At 34.4% G+C, this 20652-nt stretch carries 15 protein-coding genes and 1 tRNA gene; 9 read left to right on the top strand and 7 right to left on the bottom strand.

All coding sequences use genetic code 11. The annotated features are described in order from the left end of the window. Positions 1-123 precede the first annotated feature (123 nt). Together MTO68_RS04885 and prpF are read right to left on the bottom strand one after the other, a co-directional pair. Entirely contained in the window at positions 124-1083 is a 960-nt protein-coding gene (locus tag MTO68_RS04885) for a diguanylate cyclase (protein ID WP_034616133.1), read from the bottom strand. A 258-nt stretch (positions 1084-1341) separates the two neighbouring features. Beyond that, positions 1342-2529, bottom strand: a complete 1188-nt coding sequence (prpF, locus tag MTO68_RS04880; RefSeq protein WP_244015280.1) for a 2-methylaconitate cis-trans isomerase PrpF — start codon at positions 2527-2529, stop codon at positions 1342-1344. A 317-nt stretch (positions 2530-2846) separates the two neighbouring features. Between prpF and MTO68_RS04875 the strand changes: the two genes are divergently transcribed. From MTO68_RS04875 to MTO68_RS04865, 3 genes are all read left to right on the top strand, one after another. Beyond that, positions 2847-4217, top strand: coding sequence for an amino acid permease (locus MTO68_RS04875; RefSeq protein ID WP_004819489.1), 1371 nt, complete (start codon positions 2847-2849; stop codon positions 4215-4217). Positions 4218-4289: 72 nt separating this feature from the next. Beyond that, positions 4290-4362, top strand: a tRNA-Arg gene (locus MTO68_RS04870). Between the two features lie 309 nt (positions 4363-4671). Continuing rightward, entirely contained in the window at positions 4672-5550 is an 879-nt protein-coding gene (locus MTO68_RS04865; RefSeq protein ID WP_244015278.1) for a TIR domain-containing protein, read from the top strand. 361 nt (positions 5551-5911) lie between these two features. Here MTO68_RS04865 and MTO68_RS04860 read toward each other — a convergent pair whose 3' ends face one another. Next, on the bottom strand, positions 5912-7102 hold the full coding sequence (locus MTO68_RS04860) for a phospholipase D family protein (protein WP_244015276.1): 1191 nt from the start codon (positions 7100-7102) through the stop codon (positions 5912-5914). 222 nt (positions 7103-7324) lie between these two features. On the opposite strand from MTO68_RS04860, the gene MTO68_RS04855 reads away from it, so the two are divergent. Beyond that, a complete protein-coding gene (locus MTO68_RS04855) occupies positions 7325-8188 on the top strand; it encodes a DUF2971 domain-containing protein (RefSeq protein ID WP_244015274.1) in 864 nt (287 codons plus the stop codon). Between the two features lie 431 nt (positions 8189-8619). Here the strand turns inward: MTO68_RS04855 and MTO68_RS04850 are convergent, their stop codons facing one another. Continuing rightward, the gene (locus MTO68_RS04850; RefSeq protein ID WP_244015273.1) at positions 8620-9486 is read right to left on the bottom strand and encodes a hypothetical protein; all 867 of its coding nucleotides are present in this window, start codon (positions 9484-9486) and stop codon (positions 8620-8622) included. 270 nt (positions 9487-9756) lie between these two features. Between MTO68_RS04850 and MTO68_RS04845 the strand changes: the two genes are divergently transcribed. The 3 genes from MTO68_RS04845 (at position 9757) to MTO68_RS04835 (ending at position 14374) form a co-directional block, all read left to right on the top strand. Then, positions 9757-10722: a hypothetical protein gene (locus MTO68_RS04845; protein WP_244015271.1), complete on the top strand. Its 966-nt coding sequence runs from the start codon at positions 9757-9759 to the stop codon at positions 10720-10722. Positions 10723-11247: 525 nt separating this feature from the next. Continuing rightward, positions 11248-12366 carry a Fic family protein gene (locus MTO68_RS04840; RefSeq protein ID WP_244015269.1) on the top strand — a complete coding sequence of 373 codons (1119 nt, stop codon included), beginning with the start codon at positions 11248-11250 and terminating at the stop codon, positions 12364-12366. Positions 12367-12886: 520 nt separating this feature from the next. Further along, positions 12887-14374, top strand: coding sequence for a long-chain fatty acid transporter (locus MTO68_RS04835; protein WP_244015267.1), 1488 nt, complete (start codon positions 12887-12889; stop codon positions 14372-14374). Between the two features lie 64 nt (positions 14375-14438). Here the strand turns inward: MTO68_RS04835 and MTO68_RS04830 are convergent, their stop codons facing one another. Beyond that, positions 14439-15053: a carbonic anhydrase gene (locus MTO68_RS04830; RefSeq protein WP_004722639.1), complete on the bottom strand. Its 615-nt coding sequence runs from the start codon at positions 15051-15053 to the stop codon at positions 14439-14441. 323 nt (positions 15054-15376) lie between these two features. On the opposite strand from MTO68_RS04830, the gene MTO68_RS04825 reads away from it, so the two are divergent. Together MTO68_RS04825 and MTO68_RS04820 are read left to right on the top strand one after the other, a co-directional pair. Next, on the top strand, positions 15377-16426 hold the full coding sequence (locus MTO68_RS04825) for an alpha/beta hydrolase (protein ID WP_096733379.1): 1050 nt from the start codon (positions 15377-15379) through the stop codon (positions 16424-16426). Continuing rightward, positions 16423-17433: a hypothetical protein gene (locus tag MTO68_RS04820; RefSeq protein ID WP_244015265.1), complete on the top strand. Its 1011-nt coding sequence runs from the start codon at positions 16423-16425 to the stop codon at positions 17431-17433. The genes MTO68_RS04825 and MTO68_RS04820 overlap by 4 nt, the downstream gene beginning before the upstream one ends. Before the next feature lie 43 nt (positions 17434-17476). Here MTO68_RS04820 and MTO68_RS04815 read toward each other — a convergent pair whose 3' ends face one another. After that, on the bottom strand, positions 17477-19564 hold the full coding sequence (locus MTO68_RS04815) for a TonB-dependent receptor (protein WP_244015263.1): 2088 nt from the start codon (positions 19562-19564) through the stop codon (positions 17477-17479). 302 nt (positions 19565-19866) lie between these two features. Continuing rightward, positions 19867-20505, bottom strand: coding sequence for a Fe-S biogenesis protein NfuA (gene nfuA / locus MTO68_RS04810; RefSeq protein ID WP_004819478.1), 639 nt, complete (start codon positions 20503-20505; stop codon positions 19867-19869). Positions 20506-20652 lie beyond the last annotated feature (147 nt).

Here is a 20652-nt window from a genome sequence, read left to right as displayed (position 1 = left end):
TAAAACTAAAATCAGTAGTTTTAGATACATTGGTAAATTGGGTGAGTCAGAACATTCTACTATGAGTCACTATAATTCTCATCCTTTAATTCCAACGCAATCATTTGAATAAGTGCAAGGCATCTATATTTCATTTTTTAATAAAAACAGTGAGTTTCGGCCTTTTTCTTTGGCAGAACGTACTGCAAACTCTAATTTTTGTAAGACATCCACCTCAGTTGGCTGATTGTGTGGATCTAAATGATAAATTCCGATAGATGCCGTAAGATATTCATTATTACTACCAAACAATATCTTTTCATTGGTAACTGCAAATTTAAGCCGTTCCGCAAGCGTCACCACTGCCCACTCGGTCAGATGTTCAATCACAATAACAAAACTTGCTGAATTTAAGCGAAAAATTTCTGCTTCTTCAGTTTGAGCAATCGCTTCATTTAATACAGAACCGAGCTGTATTAGAACCTCATCACCTGCAGTATAGCTATTGAGTTGATTAAATCGTTTAAAATTATCCAAATCAATTTTAAGAAAAGACAAATGCGAGTCACGACTTTTTTGCCAGACTTTATCTAAATAATGCTCAAAAGCAAAAGCATTCTGTAAGCCTGTGACAAAATCTAAATAGAGATGATCGTGCAATTTTTTATTATTTTGCAAAAGTACATTTTCACGGCGCTTCAAACGCGTTATATCCGAACATACGACTACCACTGTTTCAATCTCATCATATTGGTTACGTATTGCTTTAAAATAAGAAAGATAAAATTTTCCTTTGACGTAGAATTCTTGTTCAAAATAATTTTTATTTTTTGAGAAATAACGCATTGCCTCATTAAAATGTGCATAAACAACGGTTGAAAATGTATTGAGTAACTTATCAAACAAGTACAATGCATCACTTTCATAAATATCAGCAAATTTTTGATTTACTCCTAAAAACCGCGCTTCCTGATCAAATAAAGCGATGGGTAAAGGAATTTGTGAAATAAAAGAAACCAGATGCAATTTATCGATATCTTGTAAATATTCAAAAACTTTGATGTCTTCAAGGCTATCTCGTAGTTTTTTAGACTCTTGTTCCATACGCCACCTCGAAGCCAATAAATTTTTAATCTATTGAAATCAGCATTTAATGTATTAATTTTTTACAACAGCAAATCATCAGAATTGCTATCACATAAAGTAAGTATGATAAAATACTGTAACTATTTTGCCACACACAATACAAAATTAGTACTTTTATTGATGTAAATCACAAAAAAATAAACCTTGCGAATGCAAGGCTATTAAAATTTCAACGATCAAATCACTCAAATGCTATTTGAAAGCACATCAAAAAGATTAAAAACTATCTGCTGGCACTCGAACCCAGCCCTCCATCAATTCACGCGCACTACGACTCATGATGGCTTTCTTAACAACCCATTGTCCTTTTTCATTTAAAGCTTGTGCACCCACGCGAAGTGTTCCAGATGGATGACCAAAGCGTACCGCCTCACGTTCACCACCTCCAGCAGCCAAATTCACCAAGGTATTTGGAATTGCTGCCGCTGTACCAATCGCGACCGCAGCTGTTCCCATCATGGCATGATGTAATTTACCCATCGATAATGCGCGCACCAATAAATCTGTATCGGCTTCACCTACCTGTTTACCACTAGACGCGGTATAGCTTTTAGGTTGCGATACAAATGCCACTTTCGGAGTATGTTGACGATTAACCGCTTCACTAATGTCTTGGATTAAACCCATTTTTACCGCACCATAAGCACGGATTTTTTCAAAACGTGCTAATGCAGCAATATCACTGTTGATATCGTCTTGTAATTCAGTTCCGTTGTATCCAATATCTTCGGCATTTAAGAAAATTGTAGGAATACCAGCATTGATCAAAGTTGCTTGAAATGTACCAATTTCAGGAACCTCTAAGCTGTCTACAACATTTCCTGTTGGGAACATTGCTCCACCATCTTCCCCGTCATCGGCAGGATCTAAAAATTCAATTTGAACTTCTGCTGCTGGAAAAGTGACACCATCCAATTCAAAATCACCCGTTTCTTGAACTTGTCCCTGAGTAATAGGCACATGGGCAATAATTGTTTTATGAATATTGGCTTGCCAAATACGAACTGTACAAATACCATTTTCTGGAATCCGATCAGCTGCAACCAAACCATTACTGATTGCAAATGAACCGACAGCAGCTGTTAAATTACCGCAGTTGCCGCTCCAATCTACAAATGCTTTATCGATAGACACTTGCCCAAACAGATAGTCAACATCATGATTTGGTTGTGAACTCTTGGCTAAAATAACTGTTTTACTGGTACTTGAAGTCGCCCCGCCCATCCCATCAATCTGTTTTCCATACGGATCTGGACTACCAATCACACGGAGCAATAACTGATCACGTGATTGCCCCGCTATTTGTGCACGTTCAGGCAAATCATCGAGTTTAAAGAAGACACCTTTACTGGTACCACCACGCATATAGGTTGCTGGGATTTTGATTTGTGGTGCAGCGCTCATTTTATCGTATTCCTTTCAATTCTCTTTGTTGTCTAAAATAATGAATCTTCATTCAGTTTTATACTACCCTTTTTTTGAGTAAAATACTGACGGATTGACTTAAGTATTAAATAAATCTTGTCATAAAGCTTAAATATTAAACAGATTCAGTTTGCTTTGAAAATTTAAAATTAATCTTATTTCATTGAAAATGAATAAAAAAATTAAATATATTATTTTTTGACTTCACAGTTCCTTTCCATACATCTATCGCATACTAGGCTAAAAGTAACCAATCTATTACAATAATTAAATTCGCATAAATAGAGTTGTACACATTGAGCAACGAGTCTACACAATTACAGCGTGGGCTTAAGAATCGTCATATCCAATTGATTGCCATGGGCGGTGCAATTGGTACAGGATTATTCTTAGGTTCAGCACATGTGATCGAAAAAGCTGGGCCATCCATTATTTTGGGTTATGCCATTGGTGGTTTGATCGTTTTTTTAATTATGCGTCAGCTTGGGGAAATGATTGTACATGAACCCGTTGCTGGTTCTTTTAGCCATTTTGCCAATAAATATTGGGGGAAATTTCCTGGTTTTTTAACCGGTTGGAACTATTGGATGCTGTACATCCTAGTTGCAATGACAGAATTAACTGCTGTTGGCAAATACATCAATTATTGGTGGCCTGAAATTCCAAACTGGGTATCTGTACTGTTTTTCTTTGTTGTGATTACACTGGTCAACCTAGGAAATGTGAAGTTTTACGGTGAATCCGAATTTTGGTTATCCATCATTAAAGTCACTGCTATTGTTGCAATGATTGTATTTGGTATTTATTTGGTTCTGACCGCAGATGTAAGTTCAGGGATCGCTTTTTCAAACTTATGGTCTCATGGTGGCTTTTTTCCAAATGGATTTGACGGCTTATTCTATATGCTGGCTTTCCTTATGTTTGGTTTTGGCGGTATTGAATTAGTTGGTATGGCTGCGGCCGAAGCCAAAGACCCGGAAAAAACCATTCCTAAAGCGATTAATCAAGTTGTGCCACGTATCCTTATTTTTTACGTAGGTTCGATGATTATTCTGTTGTCTTTGGTGCCTTGGAACCAGTTGAATTTTGGTGGTTTAGATAAAAGTCCATTCGTTATGGTCTTTAGTATGATTGGGATTGCATGGGCAGCTCATCTGGTTAACTTTATTATTTTAACTGCGGCATTATCTGTTTATAACAGTGGGATGTATGCCAATAGCCGTATGCTTTATGGTTTAGCAAAACAAGGCAATGCACCTAAAATTTTTACCAAAACCAATAAGCATGGTGTACCAATTCCATCCGTATTGCTTTCTGCATTTTTAATTTTGGGTTGTGTGCCTTTAAATTATTATTTACCAGAAGATGCTTTAAGTCATTTGATGTATGTGGTGGTTGGCGCTTTAGTTTTAAACTGGTTAATGATTACACTCACGCATTTGAAGTTTAAGCGTGCTCTACGTTTGACCAATCAAACCAGTAAATACCCTGCACTTTGGGCACCTGTTAGTAATTTTGTGGTGATTATTTTTATTGGTATCGTTTTATATATCATGTGGGATCAAGGATTTAAAGAGTCCGTATTGATGATTCCTGTATGGATTACCCTGATGTTAGTCCTGTTTGATATTTTAAATCCAAATGAAATAAAGACTGAAGACAAATAAATCTAACCCAAAGCTATTATTTCGATAATAGCTTTTTTTTCATATGCATATACGGTAAATTATTTGCTTATTGTGCCCTTAGCTTAACTGGATAGAGCAGTTGCCTCCTAAGCGACAGACGTGGGTTCAAGTCCCGCAGGGCGCACAATTCCTATAGTAAAACCAACAAAACGCGCGTGAGGAAAACTATAAAACTCCTATTCATTACATCTCATTGCCTCAAAAACATTACTCCAGAAGTTACTTTATGAAAAGCCACATTAGTTCTAAACAATATGATTAGTTCAATAGTAGCTTTTGAATTCAGTATTTAGAGTCATATAATTTTATATAATTCAATAAATCATATTGAGAAAAGCTAAGTTTGGCCTTTATTAACGATAGTTTAATCTCACACTTGCTTTTAATACGATCAAATACTAATCTAAATTTTTATATTTTTAATACGGTCAAAATGTCAATTCAATCAATATCCTCAACTATAGCAAGACTTAATAAAGAGCTCGCTGATATAACTCATAGAATGAGTTTAGAACAAAAAAAAGTAGCTGATGCTACTTCAAAAATTATTCAAATTCAAACATCTATTACCAAATCAACTAGTACCAGCACATTAAAATCAAAACTCACTGAAATCAGCAGAAAAGAACAAGAGCAATCTCGAATTCAAACAAAAATTTCGGAACTTCAAAAAAAGAAAACAGACATCCATAATAAGATACTTAGAGAAAACCAGAACTTAGCAAAATCCGAGGAGTTGGAAAGAAAAAAAATTGAAGCCTTAAACAAGAAACAGCAAAGAGAAGAAATCGAACATCAAAGAAAATTAAAAAGAGAAATTGATGCGATTAAAGCGTCAACTCAATATATCACTAATGTCTCAGTCTTCCCTTATCTAGATTCGGCACCAGAAGTAGAACCCGAATATGATATATTTATCTCACACGCATCAGAAGATAAGGAGGATTTTGTACGGCCTCTTGCTGAAACACTAAAAGATTTGGGCATAAAGGTTTGGTACGATGAATTTTCACTTAGGGTTGGAGATAGTCTACGCAGAAAGATTGATAGTGGTCTAAGAAATTCTAAATATGGAACCGTTGTGCTATCAGAAGCCTTTATAAACAAACAATGGACTCAATACGAACTTGATGGCTTAGTCGCTAGAGAAATGCATGGTCACAAAATGATATTACCAATTTGGCATAAAATATCCAAAACTGAAGTTATAAACTATAGTCCTAATCTTGCAGATAAAGTTGCTTTAAATACCTCAATCAATACTATTGAGGAAATTGCACAACAATTAGCTGATATTATTTTAGAAAAATAACCGTATCATTAGTTGGAAAAATTTCTTTATACTCTTGAGGAGTTAGCTTACTAATTCCTCAAATAGTTATTTTTTAGATATTTCATATATCAGATTTTGAGCTGGTAACATTAATATTCAGATGTAGTAACATTATCTGTGAATATAAAATGACAAAAAATACGGACAATGCCATCAGGTCTATTCTTAGGCTGATATGTATACAATCTAATGAGACCTATGATAATCGTAGTTAAAAAACGTCTTACCATTTAACCAACACTAAGTGTAGGTCATTGCAATATATACACTCACAAACTGATTAATCGAAAGGAAGATCCGAGAACCCTCCTATATAGTAACTAGGGCTTTTAACTAAGTTTTATGGTTCATAATAGATAGCATCAAGCATAGCTACACGATATTTCCATAAAGCATAGTCAGGATGGTTCTCCTCTAATTGTGTTGTATACCAGGGTTTTTGGTGAATTAACTGCAGCAAATCCCAGTAACCTTCAACTGATGGCTTCTGATCAAAGTTCAATGCCTCTGCAAGCTGAGTGAAATTCTTATGGTTGATCGATACAAAAAAGTCAGGCCGCTTGATACTCAGGAAACGAGTTAAGGTGAAGATAGTAGGAGTACGTGCAAAAGTGTGTTTACTGAATTCGTTTTCGAATACCTGAATAAAACGATCAAAGCACTGTTTTGTAATTTCTCCGGTTAATGGGATTTCATTAAGAGGCTTAGAAAATACCTCTGGATAATCCTTAATAATTTGTTTGGCCACACCACTCGGATTCAAACTACCAAACCAACCACTATTCATTGTCGATTCTATATCACTTATGCCTGCAATCAGTCTTCTATCTGTATAACTCATATCACTTAACGACTGATAAGCAAGAAGATCTTGGCAATAATTCAATAACTCGATACGTTCATCGAGTCCATTTACATCGCGGTTCATCTTAATAATATCGCTAAACTCATCCCATTCAATACTCACGTTTAAATCTAACAGTATCTTTTCGGCACTTTCAGGACTATCAGCTTTCTCAATCTTATTCACTGCACGTTTATAAGCTTTGGACTTCTCTGTATAAAGCTCAAGCCATTCATTGTCAATTTCTGCGATTTTCAACTTCGAATACGACTCTATTGTATCAATTAGTTCTCGCACCGCCTTATCTTCTTTATTTGTGTACCAGTTGATACATACCTCATTATTTTTGGTAAGAGCACCATTAGTCATATTTGCACTACCAATAACAACAGCGTACAGACTACCTAAGTCAAATATATATATCTTTGGGTGGAATACACCTTTATTAGAGGAATCAACGAAATAAACAGATCCGTGATCCGCAAACTGTTTAATAAATTCTGGACTGCTTTGATAGAAGTGCAAACCTACATAGCCGCTTTCAATCTTATCTTGATGTTCCACCAGATTTACAAAGAACTCATGGTGATGCGTAGCCCAAGCAACGGCAAAATAGATTTTATCGCACTGAACCAACAAGTCAGATAGTTTCTGCTTAATTAATTTAGGGCTATTTAGAATATTCATAATTAGAGGCTCTTAAATGAAGAAAATTTTGTTTTTAAAGTAATTTTTTATACCAAGTTCCACTTTAAGCATGCGTAAATTACAAGTAAAGTGCAAAATTTAAATTTTCAAAATTCATTTTTATTGTATTTGATTTTTATATTCATCAAGGAAGAAATCTTATAAAAAATACCTTATAATAAGCATCTAATATCAATAACAAATCTAATTATAGAGGCTTATTTGAACAATTTAAAATCCGTAATAATGGGACTATTATCAATAATAGATACTGATGAAGCCTTTTCAGACTATGAAAATTTGAGATGTGATAAGGATTTTTATTATATATACAAACATCTAAGCTTTGATCAATACTTTAAAGTATTAGAAATATTTACGGAATGTCATTTAAGATTTACTCCTCCCGCTCGTTTCAATGATCCTTATGACTGCGTCGCAGTAACTAAAATTGAAGGAAATAATCCTACTGATTTGCCTCAAAAAGCACTCACTGAAAAATTAGCAGTTACATGCTTTAACAATAATCCTTTAAGTATTTTAATGTGGTCGCATTATGCACAATCACATCAAGGATTCGTTATTGAATTTAGAATACCACATCCATTCATTTACGGTCCTGCTCCTGATGCACTTACTTTATTAAAGGTAATTTATACAGATAAATTTCCTCAAACAGTCTTGCCCCCTGTTCCATTCGCTCCTTGGTCGAATAATTTTTTTAAAATTATGAATCAAATGGTTAAAAATCAATTCTTGACAAAATCTATTGAATGGAAATATGAAGAAGAATTTCGAGTTCTTAAACATGATTATGATCCCAACAATGAAAATTCATTGTTAGTAAAATTTCCGCCACTCAGCATAGCATCAGTAATTTTAGGTGCTAAATTAAATTCAGATGATGAAAAATATAACAGGCTCTTAAGCGCTATAAATCAATATAACATATTAAACAAATGTAAATTACCTGTATATCAAGCCCAATTACAACCAAATAGTTTCAAATTAGCAGTTTCTGACCATCCACGCCTCAGTAAAGAAGCTTTTACCATTCGTCATTTCGAGGAAAGTTTAAGGATGTAAGAATGATAATAGTATATTGAAATTTCAGAAGCTGTTTTCCCAAAAAAAGCACCTAAGTGTAAAGGACTGTATACAGATTACATCATTGGCCAAAATGGGATCGAAAGCTGGAAAAATAGAAATTAAGAAATGTTTTGGCTTTTTGACTTATGAAAGCCGTTTATCCGAGGATTATTATTTGTTTTAGAATTTATTAATCACGGCGAACGAATAGTCACCTTAGCTTCTTGATATCTGGAACTACCAGAGAAGATAAATATCCGAAGGTATCATCAAAATGTATTTGGCTTACATCTTAAATTAGAACTTAATTCAGGAAAACTTTTGACTACTCCTTAGCTGATTGAGACTATTCTTTAAAAAGCCCCATCGTTAGTGATAGGGCTAGTGTTGGGTTTTATGTGTTTAGGTTTGTTGGTTGAATAGAATGTTTATTTTCCTTCAAATCTTCTAATGAGTTTTGCAATACTTTTATCCATGTCCTCAATTGAGGTTGCAGTTATAGATTTTACGTCCTTGTATTCAACTAGTTTAAATTCATTCTTATTATCTTGAGGATTTTTCGCTTGTATTAATAAAACTTTGTCACCTGATATATCTAAAAGCAACCAGTTATTTTTATCATTAGTAAGTACAACTGAGTTTAAATTTTTCTCCCTATTTTTCAATAGCTGTAAAGCATCTTTACTGCCCACAATTACTGGGGTTGCAAATACAACTATTGCTATTACTACATAGTTAAAAAATAAAAGTTCTTTTGTAAATTTATCGTATTTATCTAATACATCTTTTGGGGTAAAAAAATTTTCAGGAATAAAAACATTTTCAACTACAATCATCTTATCTTTCTTCAGTGAATTACTATTTGAAATAATAAAACTTATAAAAAATGAGAAAAGTGTATAATGAACAATACTAATTAATGATAGTTCACTCACTTCAACAAAAGAATTTAATTTATAATATATATCTATATCAATCCCAAACATCAATATAAACCATAATGCATAGATTAAAATCATTATAATTACTTTTACATTTTTCTTATTCCAATCCGTAAGTTTAAGAAATTGATTAATTGCAAAAAAGATCATTACTCCAAAAAGTAAATTCATAAATATTTTAAATGAGCTAGAGAGAACTTGCGTTGGGGTAATTGAGGTTATATACCAACTTATTCCTAAAGTATTGTAATAACTATATCTATAAATAAACAAATAACCCAAAGTAATAAAGAAAAATACACTGAGAGCTTCCATAAATGAAATATTAAACGGCAACTTTATTTCTTTAAACATAATCTTATCAGGTTAATTTTTATAAAATTATAGCTTAATGATCTTGAAAGTTGCCACATAATTTTAGTCCTGCCACCCTTTAGGAATTTGCATTATTAGTCTTCAATCACTTTACATTAGGAAATTTAAAGTGTTCTTGAATCTTCGAATTTTTACCGAAGCTCTCACTTTTCTCTACAAAATTTAAAATTCTTATTCAAGTAGTAATGCATTTAATACTAAAAAACTCTAATATAGAAAAAATTACTATTAATTTTCATATGGTTATACATGAGCAACGAAGAAGCCAATCCAGAACTAGAATTTACAAAAGTTAGAGACAATTTAGTTAAAACTTTAGATGAATTGTATATTGATCCAGATACATCAATCAGTGTACCTGAATTAGCAGACAGTAACATACCTCTAAGTGATTGTGATTACATAAAAGATTATTTAACTAGAATTAAAATGATCGTAAAAGATGAACCATCTGATAGTAGCATAGTTTCCTATTTGCAAGCATTAGATGAAGAAATTAAGGATTTAAAAAATCTGAAAAATAAAATTTTAAGTACTCATAACTTGCAAGATTACAATAAGGAAATGCGTAAATTAAAGAATCATGTATTCACAGCACATGATGAACTTTTAACTTTTAAAAATATTCAACGAAAATTTCGTCAAATTTCATTTGATGAGATAAGTAAATCTCTTGCTGAAGTCAATACTGAACTTCATCAATTCAGAAGACTTAGAGGTTTAGCAAATAATGCATTGACTGAAAAAATTTATGAAAATGCTGTAAGCAAATACAAGACATTAGAAGATAATTATAGAAATAATTTTTATACAGCTATTTGTGCTACCATTCTTATTTCACTAATTATGTTTGTAATTAAAAAATGGCTTGTTTCGGAAATTGGAGAGGCGGAGTTTTGGGTTTTGAAAGCCTCTGTTTTAATCATTGGTGTTACTCTAATTAGTTATTATTTAAAACAATCTAGTCACTACCAGCGCCTTTCTGATCAGAATTACCAAACACAGTTAGAATTACAGGCTTATCCAAGTTTTATGGAAAGTATTCCAACTAATGAAGCTGCAGCGATTAGAAAGGAATTAGCCCTTAAATATTTTGGTAAAGAAATCGATGGTTCTACTCATAAAGATATTTCTAACTTAATTTCTGATCAAATGAAAAATACAACTGCAATGATAAAAGCAACGACTGATGTTTTAAAACATAAAATATCCTAAGCCCTATCATCAGGGCTTTTTTAATTCCTTATCCAACTGACCAATCACCTGATCGCATAAATCACCATCGGCTAATAGATCCATTTATCTACTGCCAGACAGCAAATTAGTTAGTATTAATTGAGATTTCCCTAGTAGAAAGTACTTAAGAAAACAAGGATACATTAAAGATAATATCCGATATATTTAATTAAAAATCAATTATATAAAATAAATATTCTATACTCGCAGGGCGCACAGTTAAAAATGATTAAAAAATTACTCTTTTTACAAAAAATTAAGACAATAAAATTAAGCCTTACAAAAGTTTTCGAACGGTAATTTTAATCATGTTTAAGGCTGATGATAAAAGCTAAAGATTAGATTACTTGCACCCAAATATTAAAAAACCTAAATATACAAAATTATAGTTATGGACTAAATCGATATAAGCGAGCTAATTAAGCATCTTATTCAACTCATATAGTGAGCCGAATATATGCTATATTTAGCTCATCTTGGAAAAGTTCTAAGTGGAGATTTAAGATGCAAGAGTGGATTTGGCAAACCAACAACTGGACAAACTTCACATGGGAAGATGAAATCATCTTACCCAAAACCAGACAGATTCATCAAAAAATTGGAATTCTACTTGGGCAAAGTCAACATGATTTAGCCAAAGAGCAATTCACCTTAAATACTCTACTTGCCAATCTTGTTGCATCATCCGCGATTGAAAATGAAACCTTAAATGTGTATTCATTACGTTCCTCACTTGCACGTCGTCTAGGCGTTACGCTTGACCAACCTTATCCAAGTTCGGACAGATCTGAAGGTTTGGCCAATATCATGCTTGATGCGCTGAACAATGTGAAACAACCACTTACTGTTGAACGTCTTATGCAATGGCATCAATGGCTTTTTAATGATCCCGATTGGACAATGCAGCGCTTACGCATTGGTCAACTCAGAGGTTCAGAACCGATGCAGGTTGTTTCTGGTCGATTGGATTATCCGACAGTTCACTTTGAAGCACCTCCTAGAGAAGGACTTGAAGAACGTTTAGACGCCTTTATAACTTGGTTTAATAATAGCTTAGCCAATACTTTGCTTGATCCCCTACTTCGTGCGGGTATTACTCACTTATGGTTTATCACACTGCATCCTTTTGATGATGGTAACGGGCGTATTACCCGTACACTGACAGACCTGGCCTTAGCACAAATGGATCAGCAGAGTATTCGCTTGTATGCAATGTCCCCTGTTATATTAAACAAACGTAAAAGTTACTATGAAATCTTAGAGCAAAGCCAAAAAAATGATTCCAATATCACTAATTGGCTTGTCTGGTTTTTAGACACTTTAAATGACAGCCTCGAAACGACGTTAAAACAAATTAATCGAACTGTATTTAAAAGTCAGTTTTGGTATAAATATTCAAATTTAGATCTCCATGAAGGACAACGCAGGGTATTGAATCGCTTATTAGATGGTGGAGAAAATGGCTTTGAACATGGTATTAGTGCCTCTCAATATCAAAAGGTTGCTAAAGTCAGTAAAGCAACAGCTACTCGGCATTTATCCGACCTGTTAGAAAAAGGATGTATAATCAAATTGGAAGGTGGTGGACGCAATACTCGCTATCAAATCAATATCCTATTATAAAAACAGTACTTTTATTTTTAAGATTTAATTTGCACTAAAATCAATTTAAAATACAAATATTTTCATTATTTTTCAAACATATAAATCAATAATTCAAGTCACACAGGGCGCACAATTGAACAAGAATAAAAAGTGAGTTTTTATCTTTACAAAGATTTAATCTTGACCACTTTATATTGCCGAATAAACTCAGCTTTATTTTGACCATCTGGTTATATTTTGTGCAGACCATCAAATCCCCAAATATCTATATTTTATTATTTTCAGTTTAATTTTTTTCAATATCTCTATAAATAATCTCATCTTTATATTTTTTTCTACATTCTCTCTCTGCAAACTAAACTACATAGTTCATTTTTTTTTCACTAATTCACACCCTAGAGTATTTACTCTTATTTTTTATATGTTATTTTGTAAATAGAAGTAACTTTGAGTTGTATATTTAAGTATCAAAATTATTTCTCATTCAAAACTTAAGTACTTCAAAGTATTCATTTTATTATATTAGGGAAAAATTAAAATGAAATTAAAACATTTATCAATCGCGATAATTGCTGCAAGTTTGCCAATGACTGGTGTTTTTGCCGCAGCAATGGATCGCTCAGGCCAATCTATTTCGGCATTCCTTCAACCTAATAATTATTTTGAAGCTGGTATTTCAGTTTTAGACCCAACTGTTGAAGGTCGAGAAGCGGGAGATACGCCTAAACCATATCGTGAAATCAATGATATGGGAGATGATTATTACTTTCCATCAGCAGCGATTAAATTACAACTAACAGATCAAGTTTCATTTGGTCTTTTATATGACAAACCATTTGGTGCAGATGCTGCCTATTCTGGTGAAAATGCTTTCGTTTCATCTGATCACGATACTGTATTGCCTCTAGATCGATTAACCGCACTTCGTGCAACTACAATTACTAAAAATGTAAATGCGCAAGTTGTTACCCGAGCTACACAGCAAGCAATTGCTGCAACAGGTTCCCCAACACCCCCTCAAGCAGTAATTGATCAAATTGCAGCACAAATTAGAGGAAATGCTGGTGCAATGGCGTTAATCACAAATGGTGTAACACAAGCTGTGGATCAAGGTATTGCAGGAGCGAATAGTACACTCGGTAAGGGCAACACCAAAGTTAAAGTCGATACCCAAAATATTTCAATGATTTTTGGTTTTCAACCCATTGCTAACTTAAACTTCTATGGTGGTGGTGTTTACCAGACCATTAAAGGGAATGTTAGCCTGCGTGGTCAAGCATATAGCTTATATAATGGCTATGATGCAAATATTAAAGAAACTGGCGGCGTGGGTTGGTTAGCGGGTGCTGCATATCAGATTCCAGATATTGCATTAAAAGCATCGGTAACTTATCGTTCTGAAATTGATCATGATGTGAATATCAATGAATCGATTCCTACACTTGGTGCATTAGCATTACTTGGTGATGATGGTGTAGCTGCGGCAAAAGCGATTGCTGCCGCAAGTGGTAAAACGACAATTACCACACCACAGTCTGTTAACATCGATTTACAAACTGGGATCATGGCAAATACCATTGCTTTTGCAAACCTACGTTGGGTAAATTGGAAAGACTTCTCAATCCAACCGTTAAAATTTGGTAAAGTTTCTCAAGCTGTTGGCAGTATAATTAACCGTCCAAATGGTTTTAACCTGGTTGAATATTCTGATGATCAATATACAGTGACGGCGGGTGTTGGTCGTAAAATCAATGACCTATGGTCAGGAACTGTTGCAGTAGGCTGGGACTCTGGTGCGGGTAACCCTGTTTCAACTTTAGGCCCTACAGAAGGTTATTGGAATGTGGGCTTAGGTGTTCAATATAGCCCTACGCCTGCAACGTTCATCGCTGGTGGTGTTAAATACTTCTGGTTAGGTGATGCAAAAGCACAAACAGGTGCTCAATCAGGTGGCGATACTTATGTTGCAGAGTTTAAAGATAACAATGCAATCGCTTATGGTTTAAAAATTGGTTATAGATTCTAAGAGTCTATACCGATAAAAAAATCCCACTTAAAGTGGGATTTTTTTATGATGACAATTTCAAACATTAAAAATCATAAAAAGAAACTTCGCCCGTTTCCAAAGAATATTCAGCACCAACAACTTTTAATTTACCTTTGGCAATTAAGTTTTCTAATACGGCTGAACCATGGCGTAATTGATTAACTGAAGCAAAAACATTTGATTTTACTGCATGCATTGATAGCTTTTCTAAGTCATCTTTCAACTCAGTTTGCATTAAAATTTCAACTGAAGGGCGAACACGGTTTACAATTGACATAAGATTTGCAGAAGGTGGTGTATTCGGGTTCTTCAACGCTTCAATCGTTGAATGAATCGCACCACAATGGCTATGCCCTAAAACGACAACCAAGGGACAGCCAAAACTATCTGCGGCAAATTCCACACTGCCCACTTGCGACGGCGCAACAATATTACCTGCAACACGAATCACAAATAAATCACCGAAACCTTGGTCAAAAACCATTTCTGCTGGAACACGAGAGTCTGAACAACCTAAAATAATTGCAAATGGCTCTTGGCTGTCCATCATTTCAGATCGTTGCTGATGCGTCAAAAATTTAGTCAGATTGGTTTCACCATGTGCAAAACGTTCATTACCCTGTTTTAATCGTTCTAAAGCTTCTTGAGCAGTTAGCATGTCCTTTGTTCCATTGTGTGGAGAGTGTGATTATTTTAATGCCGCAAAATGTGAAAGTCACTGACTAAAAATAAACTCTGTTACAATTTTTGTTATGGAGCGGTTAAGGGCCTAATTTTTAAAAATACATAGATATAATTCACAGTTTAATTAAAATTATTTAACTAAAATACAAAATAATCTCTATATTAGTTGAGTTGAACACTGAAACTATGGCAAAAAACTTACAAATAAGACTTTCTCGGCAAATGTTGAAAAAATTATGATCATGAATAATATTTTTACTTTATATAATGCCTAGTCTTTTACTCGGAACCCTCTGCATGTCTGAACTGGCCCATAAAAAAATTCTTCATTTTTTAAACAGCATATTGTTAAGTTTGACTGCGATCGGTGTATTGTTTTTAGGTAGTCATAACAATGCAACTGCTGCCACACCAGAATATGTGGATTATTTAAAAATTGTACAAGAAGAACGTGCTTGGGCAGGATTAACGTCTAAAACATTGCGTGTGGGTGATGTTATTTGGTCTTATAGTGAAGGCGGTTCTAAAGATAAGCCAACTGTTTTACTGATTCATGGTTTAGCCAGCAGCCGTGATACATGGAATGATATCGCGCAGTCATTGACCCCATATTACCATGTGATTATTCCAGACTTGCCTTCAGCAGGAAGTACCCAGGTTCCAGCCAATTTTGATTTATCTGTACCCAATGTAACTGAGCAACTTAGACGCTTTATTGAAGCTGCACATATCCAAGATAATTTAAATATTGCAGGGCATTCATTGGGTGGAACCATCGCAATGTTTTATGCCTCACAATATCCATTTGATACGAAAAGCTTATTTCTGATGAGCACCGGGGGTATTTTTAAATCAACAAATACCAATTATTTAAGAAATCCGATCTATCTCAAACAATTATTAATCACACAAAAAGGTGATTTAGATTTTGTGATGAAAAAGGTGATGTTTAATCCGCCTTTTACTGCCCGTGTGATTAAAGATGAACAAGAAAAATTATTCATTGCTAAGTCTCAAGACACAGCCAAAATCATCAATCAAATTGACGCACTCAATCGACTCTATACCCCTTCAACTTTTACCACGATGTTAAAAAACATTGAAGCACCCACCCTGATTCTTTGGGGTGAACAAGATCAGATTGTAAATGCGGATGTTGCAAATGAATTAAAATCGGTATTAAAACGCCCTGAAACACCGATTATTCTACAACGTGTTGGGCACATGCCATTACTTGAAGCACCTGAACGAGTTGCGGATTACTATTTAAGCTTTTTAAACAAAGTACAACCTTTGCAAAACCCATTGTCTGATCAAACACATGGACAAATTGAGTTCAAAAAATGAAAAATCAACTTATTGAACAATTGATCGAAGCCCAACTTGGCTTTTTAGATCAAGAATTTTCACAGGCTGATACGATTAAAATTGAGTTTACTGAATTTTATCACTGGTTTAGAAAACAGCCTTTAAAACAAATTTGGTCTTTTGCACAAATTCATGATTTATTGTCAAAGCAAATTTTAGCAACACCTGCGAACAACTTTCTCATTGAGCAAATCGCTGAACATATTCGTTTTGCTTTAATTCATCCAAGTAATGATGAAACATTAATTGAAGATATCATTCCAGTCACCACGATTGATAAAATCGCACAATATGTCGCAAGCAAATCGGGGCATCGCCAAGCCTTGATCAAACGTGTTGTCAATAATCCTGCCTTTTCAAGCATGTTAACCCAACTGATCCATCACTCTATTCAAGACTATATTGATAATTCAGTCATGAATAAAAAAGTCCCCGGTGTGGGCCGTTTTATGAAAATGGGAAAATCAGTTTTAGAATCGGTTACCGACACGAATTTAGACGATACAGTTAAGCATTATCTGCAAAAAAATATTATTAAAATTAGTCAATTGAGTGAACAAGTCATTAACCAACAGTTTGATGACAATAAGCTTTATCATTTTCAAGCCAATTTATGGCATAAAATTAAAAAAATACCGATTGCTGTGTTGCGTAATTATGTTGAAATTAACGACCTACCTAAAACTGTAGCTATGGGTCATGAAATATGGGAACATATTCGCCAAACAGATTATTTAAAGAAACAAGTGCATGATGGTGTACTGACTTGGTATGTGCGTAATGAAGAACGCCCTTTTGATTTAATTTTAAGTGATATCAATATTGATGAAGCATTGATTCAAAATGAATTACAACAGTTACTTGAACCTGTTATTCAACAGATGATTGCTTCTCAACACTTAAAAAACCGTGCACGGATTTATCTGGAAAAATTTTATTATTCAGATGAAACTTTAAAGATTCTCAATATTGAAAAAGGCGCATAAAGCGCCTTTTTCTACTATTCATTTTAAAACATAGGTTTATACATTAGAAATTAGCAATAAAACTGATGCCATAACGACGTCCATCTAATAATTGATCGCCATCTGCATTTTCTGCTCGTTCATCTAAAATATTGTAAACGCCAAATTTTCCTTTTAAATGTGGGGTAAATTTGTAATTAAACCCTACATCTAAAAACTCATAACCAGGATTGGGATTAGACATCGATGTACGACTCAAATAAGCTGAAGTTTCAGCACGATAATGTAATCTAGACCAAATATTTAAGGCATCGTTAATATTATGATCAACAGTAATATTAAACATATGTTCAGGCATTTCATTTAAAGGGCGTCCTTTAAATTCACCTGACTTAATTTTAGTATCACTAAACGTATAATTCGCTGTCAATGTTGTGTATTCAGTTAAATCTGCTTCAACAGTTGCCTCAATCCCTTTCAATTCAGCTTCATCTACGTTGATACGATCACTAATAAAGTAGAATGGCGTAGCACCTTCTGCACATTTCCAAGCAGCAACATTATTACGATTGGTCGTTGAGCCATCAGTATCTGTTTCACATGTACGTACTTCAGTAATTTTATCTTTAAATTGAGTGATATATCCTGTTAAAGAAGCATTAAAATAATCATTTTTCCAATTAAACCCTAACTCTGAAGAAATACTTGTTTCTGGATCAAGATCTGGATTTGCTCGAATAATCCCTCGGCCTGTAGGTGTAGGTGAGCCACTACCACCAGTTACACTATAAAAACCTTCTGTAGCTGCACGAATATCTGGTTGTTTATAGCCTGTAGAAACACCACCTTTTACAGTAAAGTTATCATTTAGACTAAACACACCGTATAAGCGCGGTGAAACATTACCACCGTAATTTTCATCATGGTCATAACGTACGCCACCCGTTAAATCAAAGCGGTCTGTAATACTCCAAGTATCTTCTAAAAATGCAGCTGCTGACCAGCGTGTTAATTCACTAAACTCAGGAATATTGGGATTTCGGTTGGTCGCCTTATCATTTAAAGATTCGTCTTTATAGTAAGCACCGAACGACAATCTATGATCTGCTAAACTCCAATTCCATTGATTATTGAACGTCCATGTTTCGAGTTCAATTCCTTTCGTATCCAATGTCGTATTTTCACGATCAGGATTTCGGGAATTTTCATACTGTAAATAAGTTGAGCTTTCTAAATTGTCACTATATTTCCCATTATGGGTTAGAGAATAGACACTGCGGTAATTTCTTGAAAATGAATCAGCTGCATTGGCTGCTGGGGCAACCGTTTTACCTACAGTTGATTCAGCATCTTGTTTGACAAAATTTGCATCAAGTTGTAAGTCATGTTGATCATTGACTAAATAAGTGAAGCGTGTATTTAAGCTTTCACGCTCAACACCACGGAAGCCACCTTCATAACTGTCCTCATCACGTTTTTGTTTGTTTACACCAAGTTGTAAACCTAATTTATTGGCAATTAATGGTCCAGATAAATAAACCGATCCATTCTTTATATCACCAGAATTACTGTGATCTTGAATCACTGTACCTAATTCAACAGTTCCCGACCATTCATCAGTCACTTTTTTAGTAATGATGTTAATCACACCACCCATCGCTTCACTACCGTATAAAGTTGAAGCGGGTCCGCGAATAATTTCTATACGCTCAATTGCTGCCATAGGCGGCAAAATATTTTTTTCAAAACCATAGTCATCGCCATTTGGATTCACATCTTTTGAATACTGGCGTTTACCATCGATAAGAAATAACGTGTAATTTGAGCTCATTCCGCGAATACTAATACCCTGTGCAGAACCAGAACCAGAAACAACAACCCCTGGGGTACTGCGAAGTACATCCGTAATATCGCTATATTCACGTTTCTGTAATTCTTCTTTACTAATCACAGTTATAGATGCAGGTGCTTTTGTAAGATCTTGTTCATAACCCGCAGCTGAAACCACAATCGTTTGTAATTTCGCTAATTCAGGAGACTGAGATCTTTTATCACTAGAATTTTCTTGTGAATCTGCTGCATAGGCAGTACCCATCATAATAGTGACAATGGAGAGAGATAACGCAGATTGGATGATACGGTTAGTAGACATAAGGTATTCCAAAGAGGCTCAGCAATGAATAGACAATGAAGATTTAGATACAATGTGTAATAAAAACACCACAGCATTATAAACAATATTAATAACTATTCTCATTTTTATTAACCATTCGGTTAATATTTGGACATTTCTAGGCATATCTTTAAGTTTTTATTCTGTTTTTTAAGATTCATTTAAGCTTATTAAGATTTAAAAAATACAAAAGTTAAATTTAGCTATGCAATATCCATAAAAAAAACCTCCGAAATTCGGAGGTTTTAAAGAACAGTCAAATATCTACATTGATATACAGATTATTTGAAATAAGCGCCTTCTGCTTGACTATGGTCAGTCTGATCGACCACACGCCCGAGTTCAGGAATATGCTCTTTAAGCGTAGTTTCTACACCTTGTTTTAACGTTACATCGATCGCAGAACAGCCTTGACAGCCACCACCGAATTTTAATACAGCAGTTAAACCATGTTCTTCATCTTCAACCACTTCTACCAGTGCACAGTTTCCGCCATGCCCTGCCAATCCAGGATTGATCTCTGCCTGAAGAATATAAGTAATTCGCTCTTCCATAGACGCATCTGGACCAACACGTGGTACTTTCGAGTTAGGTGCTCGGAAAGTAAGCTGCCCACCAAAACGGTCTTTATTGTAATCAATTACAGCATCTTTCAGATATGGAATCGACGGTGTATCAATAAATGCAGGGAAATCAGGATAATCTTGTTTGTAATCTGTTGGAGCAATTTCATCAGGTGCACTATATGCCATACAACATTCAGCACGTGGAGTACCTGGATTTTCAACAAATACACGAACGCCAATTCCTGGAGTATTTTGCTTCTCCAAAAGATCTTTTAAATACTCTTGCGCATTGGGAGTAATCAATAAATTTGGAATTTCTTCTGCAACCGCAGTATTGGTGTTCTCAGTCGACATAACTCTATCCTCAAGCTGAAGTCGGTATTTTAACTGAAGATGAGGCTGAATGAGTGAAAATCAACTAAAATTGTCGGAATTAACTTAAAAAGATGTAAAAAATATAATCTATGCAAATTTTAAAATAAAATATGTGTGTAATAAATG

Source organism: Acinetobacter sp. NyZ410 (assembly GCF_022828975.1).
Taxonomy (GTDB): domain Bacteria; phylum Pseudomonadota; class Gammaproteobacteria; order Pseudomonadales; family Moraxellaceae; genus Acinetobacter; species Acinetobacter guillouiae.
Note: the sequence above shows the minus strand (reverse complement) of the source record. Positions and strands in the feature narration are given on the sequence as shown.

Bases quoted from the DNA above. Each gene is read 5' to 3' on its own strand.
- MTO68_RS04835 (WP_244015267.1), top strand. From the start codon at position 12,887: ATGAAATTAAAACATTTATCAATCGCGATAATTGCTGCAAGTTTGCCA.
- MTO68_RS04885 (WP_034616133.1), bottom strand. From the start codon at position 1,083: ATGGAACAAGAGTCTAAAAAACTACGAGATAGCCTTGAAGACATCAAA.
- nfuA (WP_004819478.1), bottom strand. From the start codon at position 20,505: ATGTCGACTGAGAACACCAATACTGCGGTTGCAGAAGAAATTCCAAAT.
- MTO68_RS04825 (WP_096733379.1), top strand. From the start codon at position 15,377: ATGTCTGAACTGGCCCATAAAAAAATTCTTCATTTTTTAAACAGCATA.
- MTO68_RS04840 (WP_244015269.1), top strand. From the start codon at position 11,248: ATGCAAGAGTGGATTTGGCAAACCAACAACTGGACAAACTTCACATGG.
- MTO68_RS04815 (WP_244015263.1), bottom strand. From the start codon at position 19,564: ATGTCTACTAACCGTATCATCCAATCTGCGTTATCTCTCTCCATTGTC.
- MTO68_RS04860 (WP_244015276.1), bottom strand. From the start codon at position 7,102: ATGAATATTCTAAATAGCCCTAAATTAATTAAGCAGAAACTATCTGAC.
- MTO68_RS04845 (WP_244015271.1), top strand. From the start codon at position 9,757: ATGAGCAACGAAGAAGCCAATCCAGAACTAGAATTTACAAAAGTTAGA.
- MTO68_RS04830 (WP_004722639.1), bottom strand. From the start codon at position 15,053: ATGCTAACTGCTCAAGAAGCTTTAGAACGATTAAAACAGGGTAATGAA.
- MTO68_RS04850 (WP_244015273.1), bottom strand. From the start codon at position 9,486: ATGTTTAAAGAAATAAAGTTGCCGTTTAATATTTCATTTATGGAAGCT.
- prpF (WP_244015280.1), bottom strand. From the start codon at position 2,529: ATGAGCGCTGCACCACAAATCAAAATCCCAGCAACCTATATGCGTGGT.
- MTO68_RS04820 (WP_244015265.1), top strand. From the start codon at position 16,423: ATGAAAAATCAACTTATTGAACAATTGATCGAAGCCCAACTTGGCTTT.
- MTO68_RS04865 (WP_244015278.1), top strand. From the start codon at position 4,672: ATGTCAATTCAATCAATATCCTCAACTATAGCAAGACTTAATAAAGAG.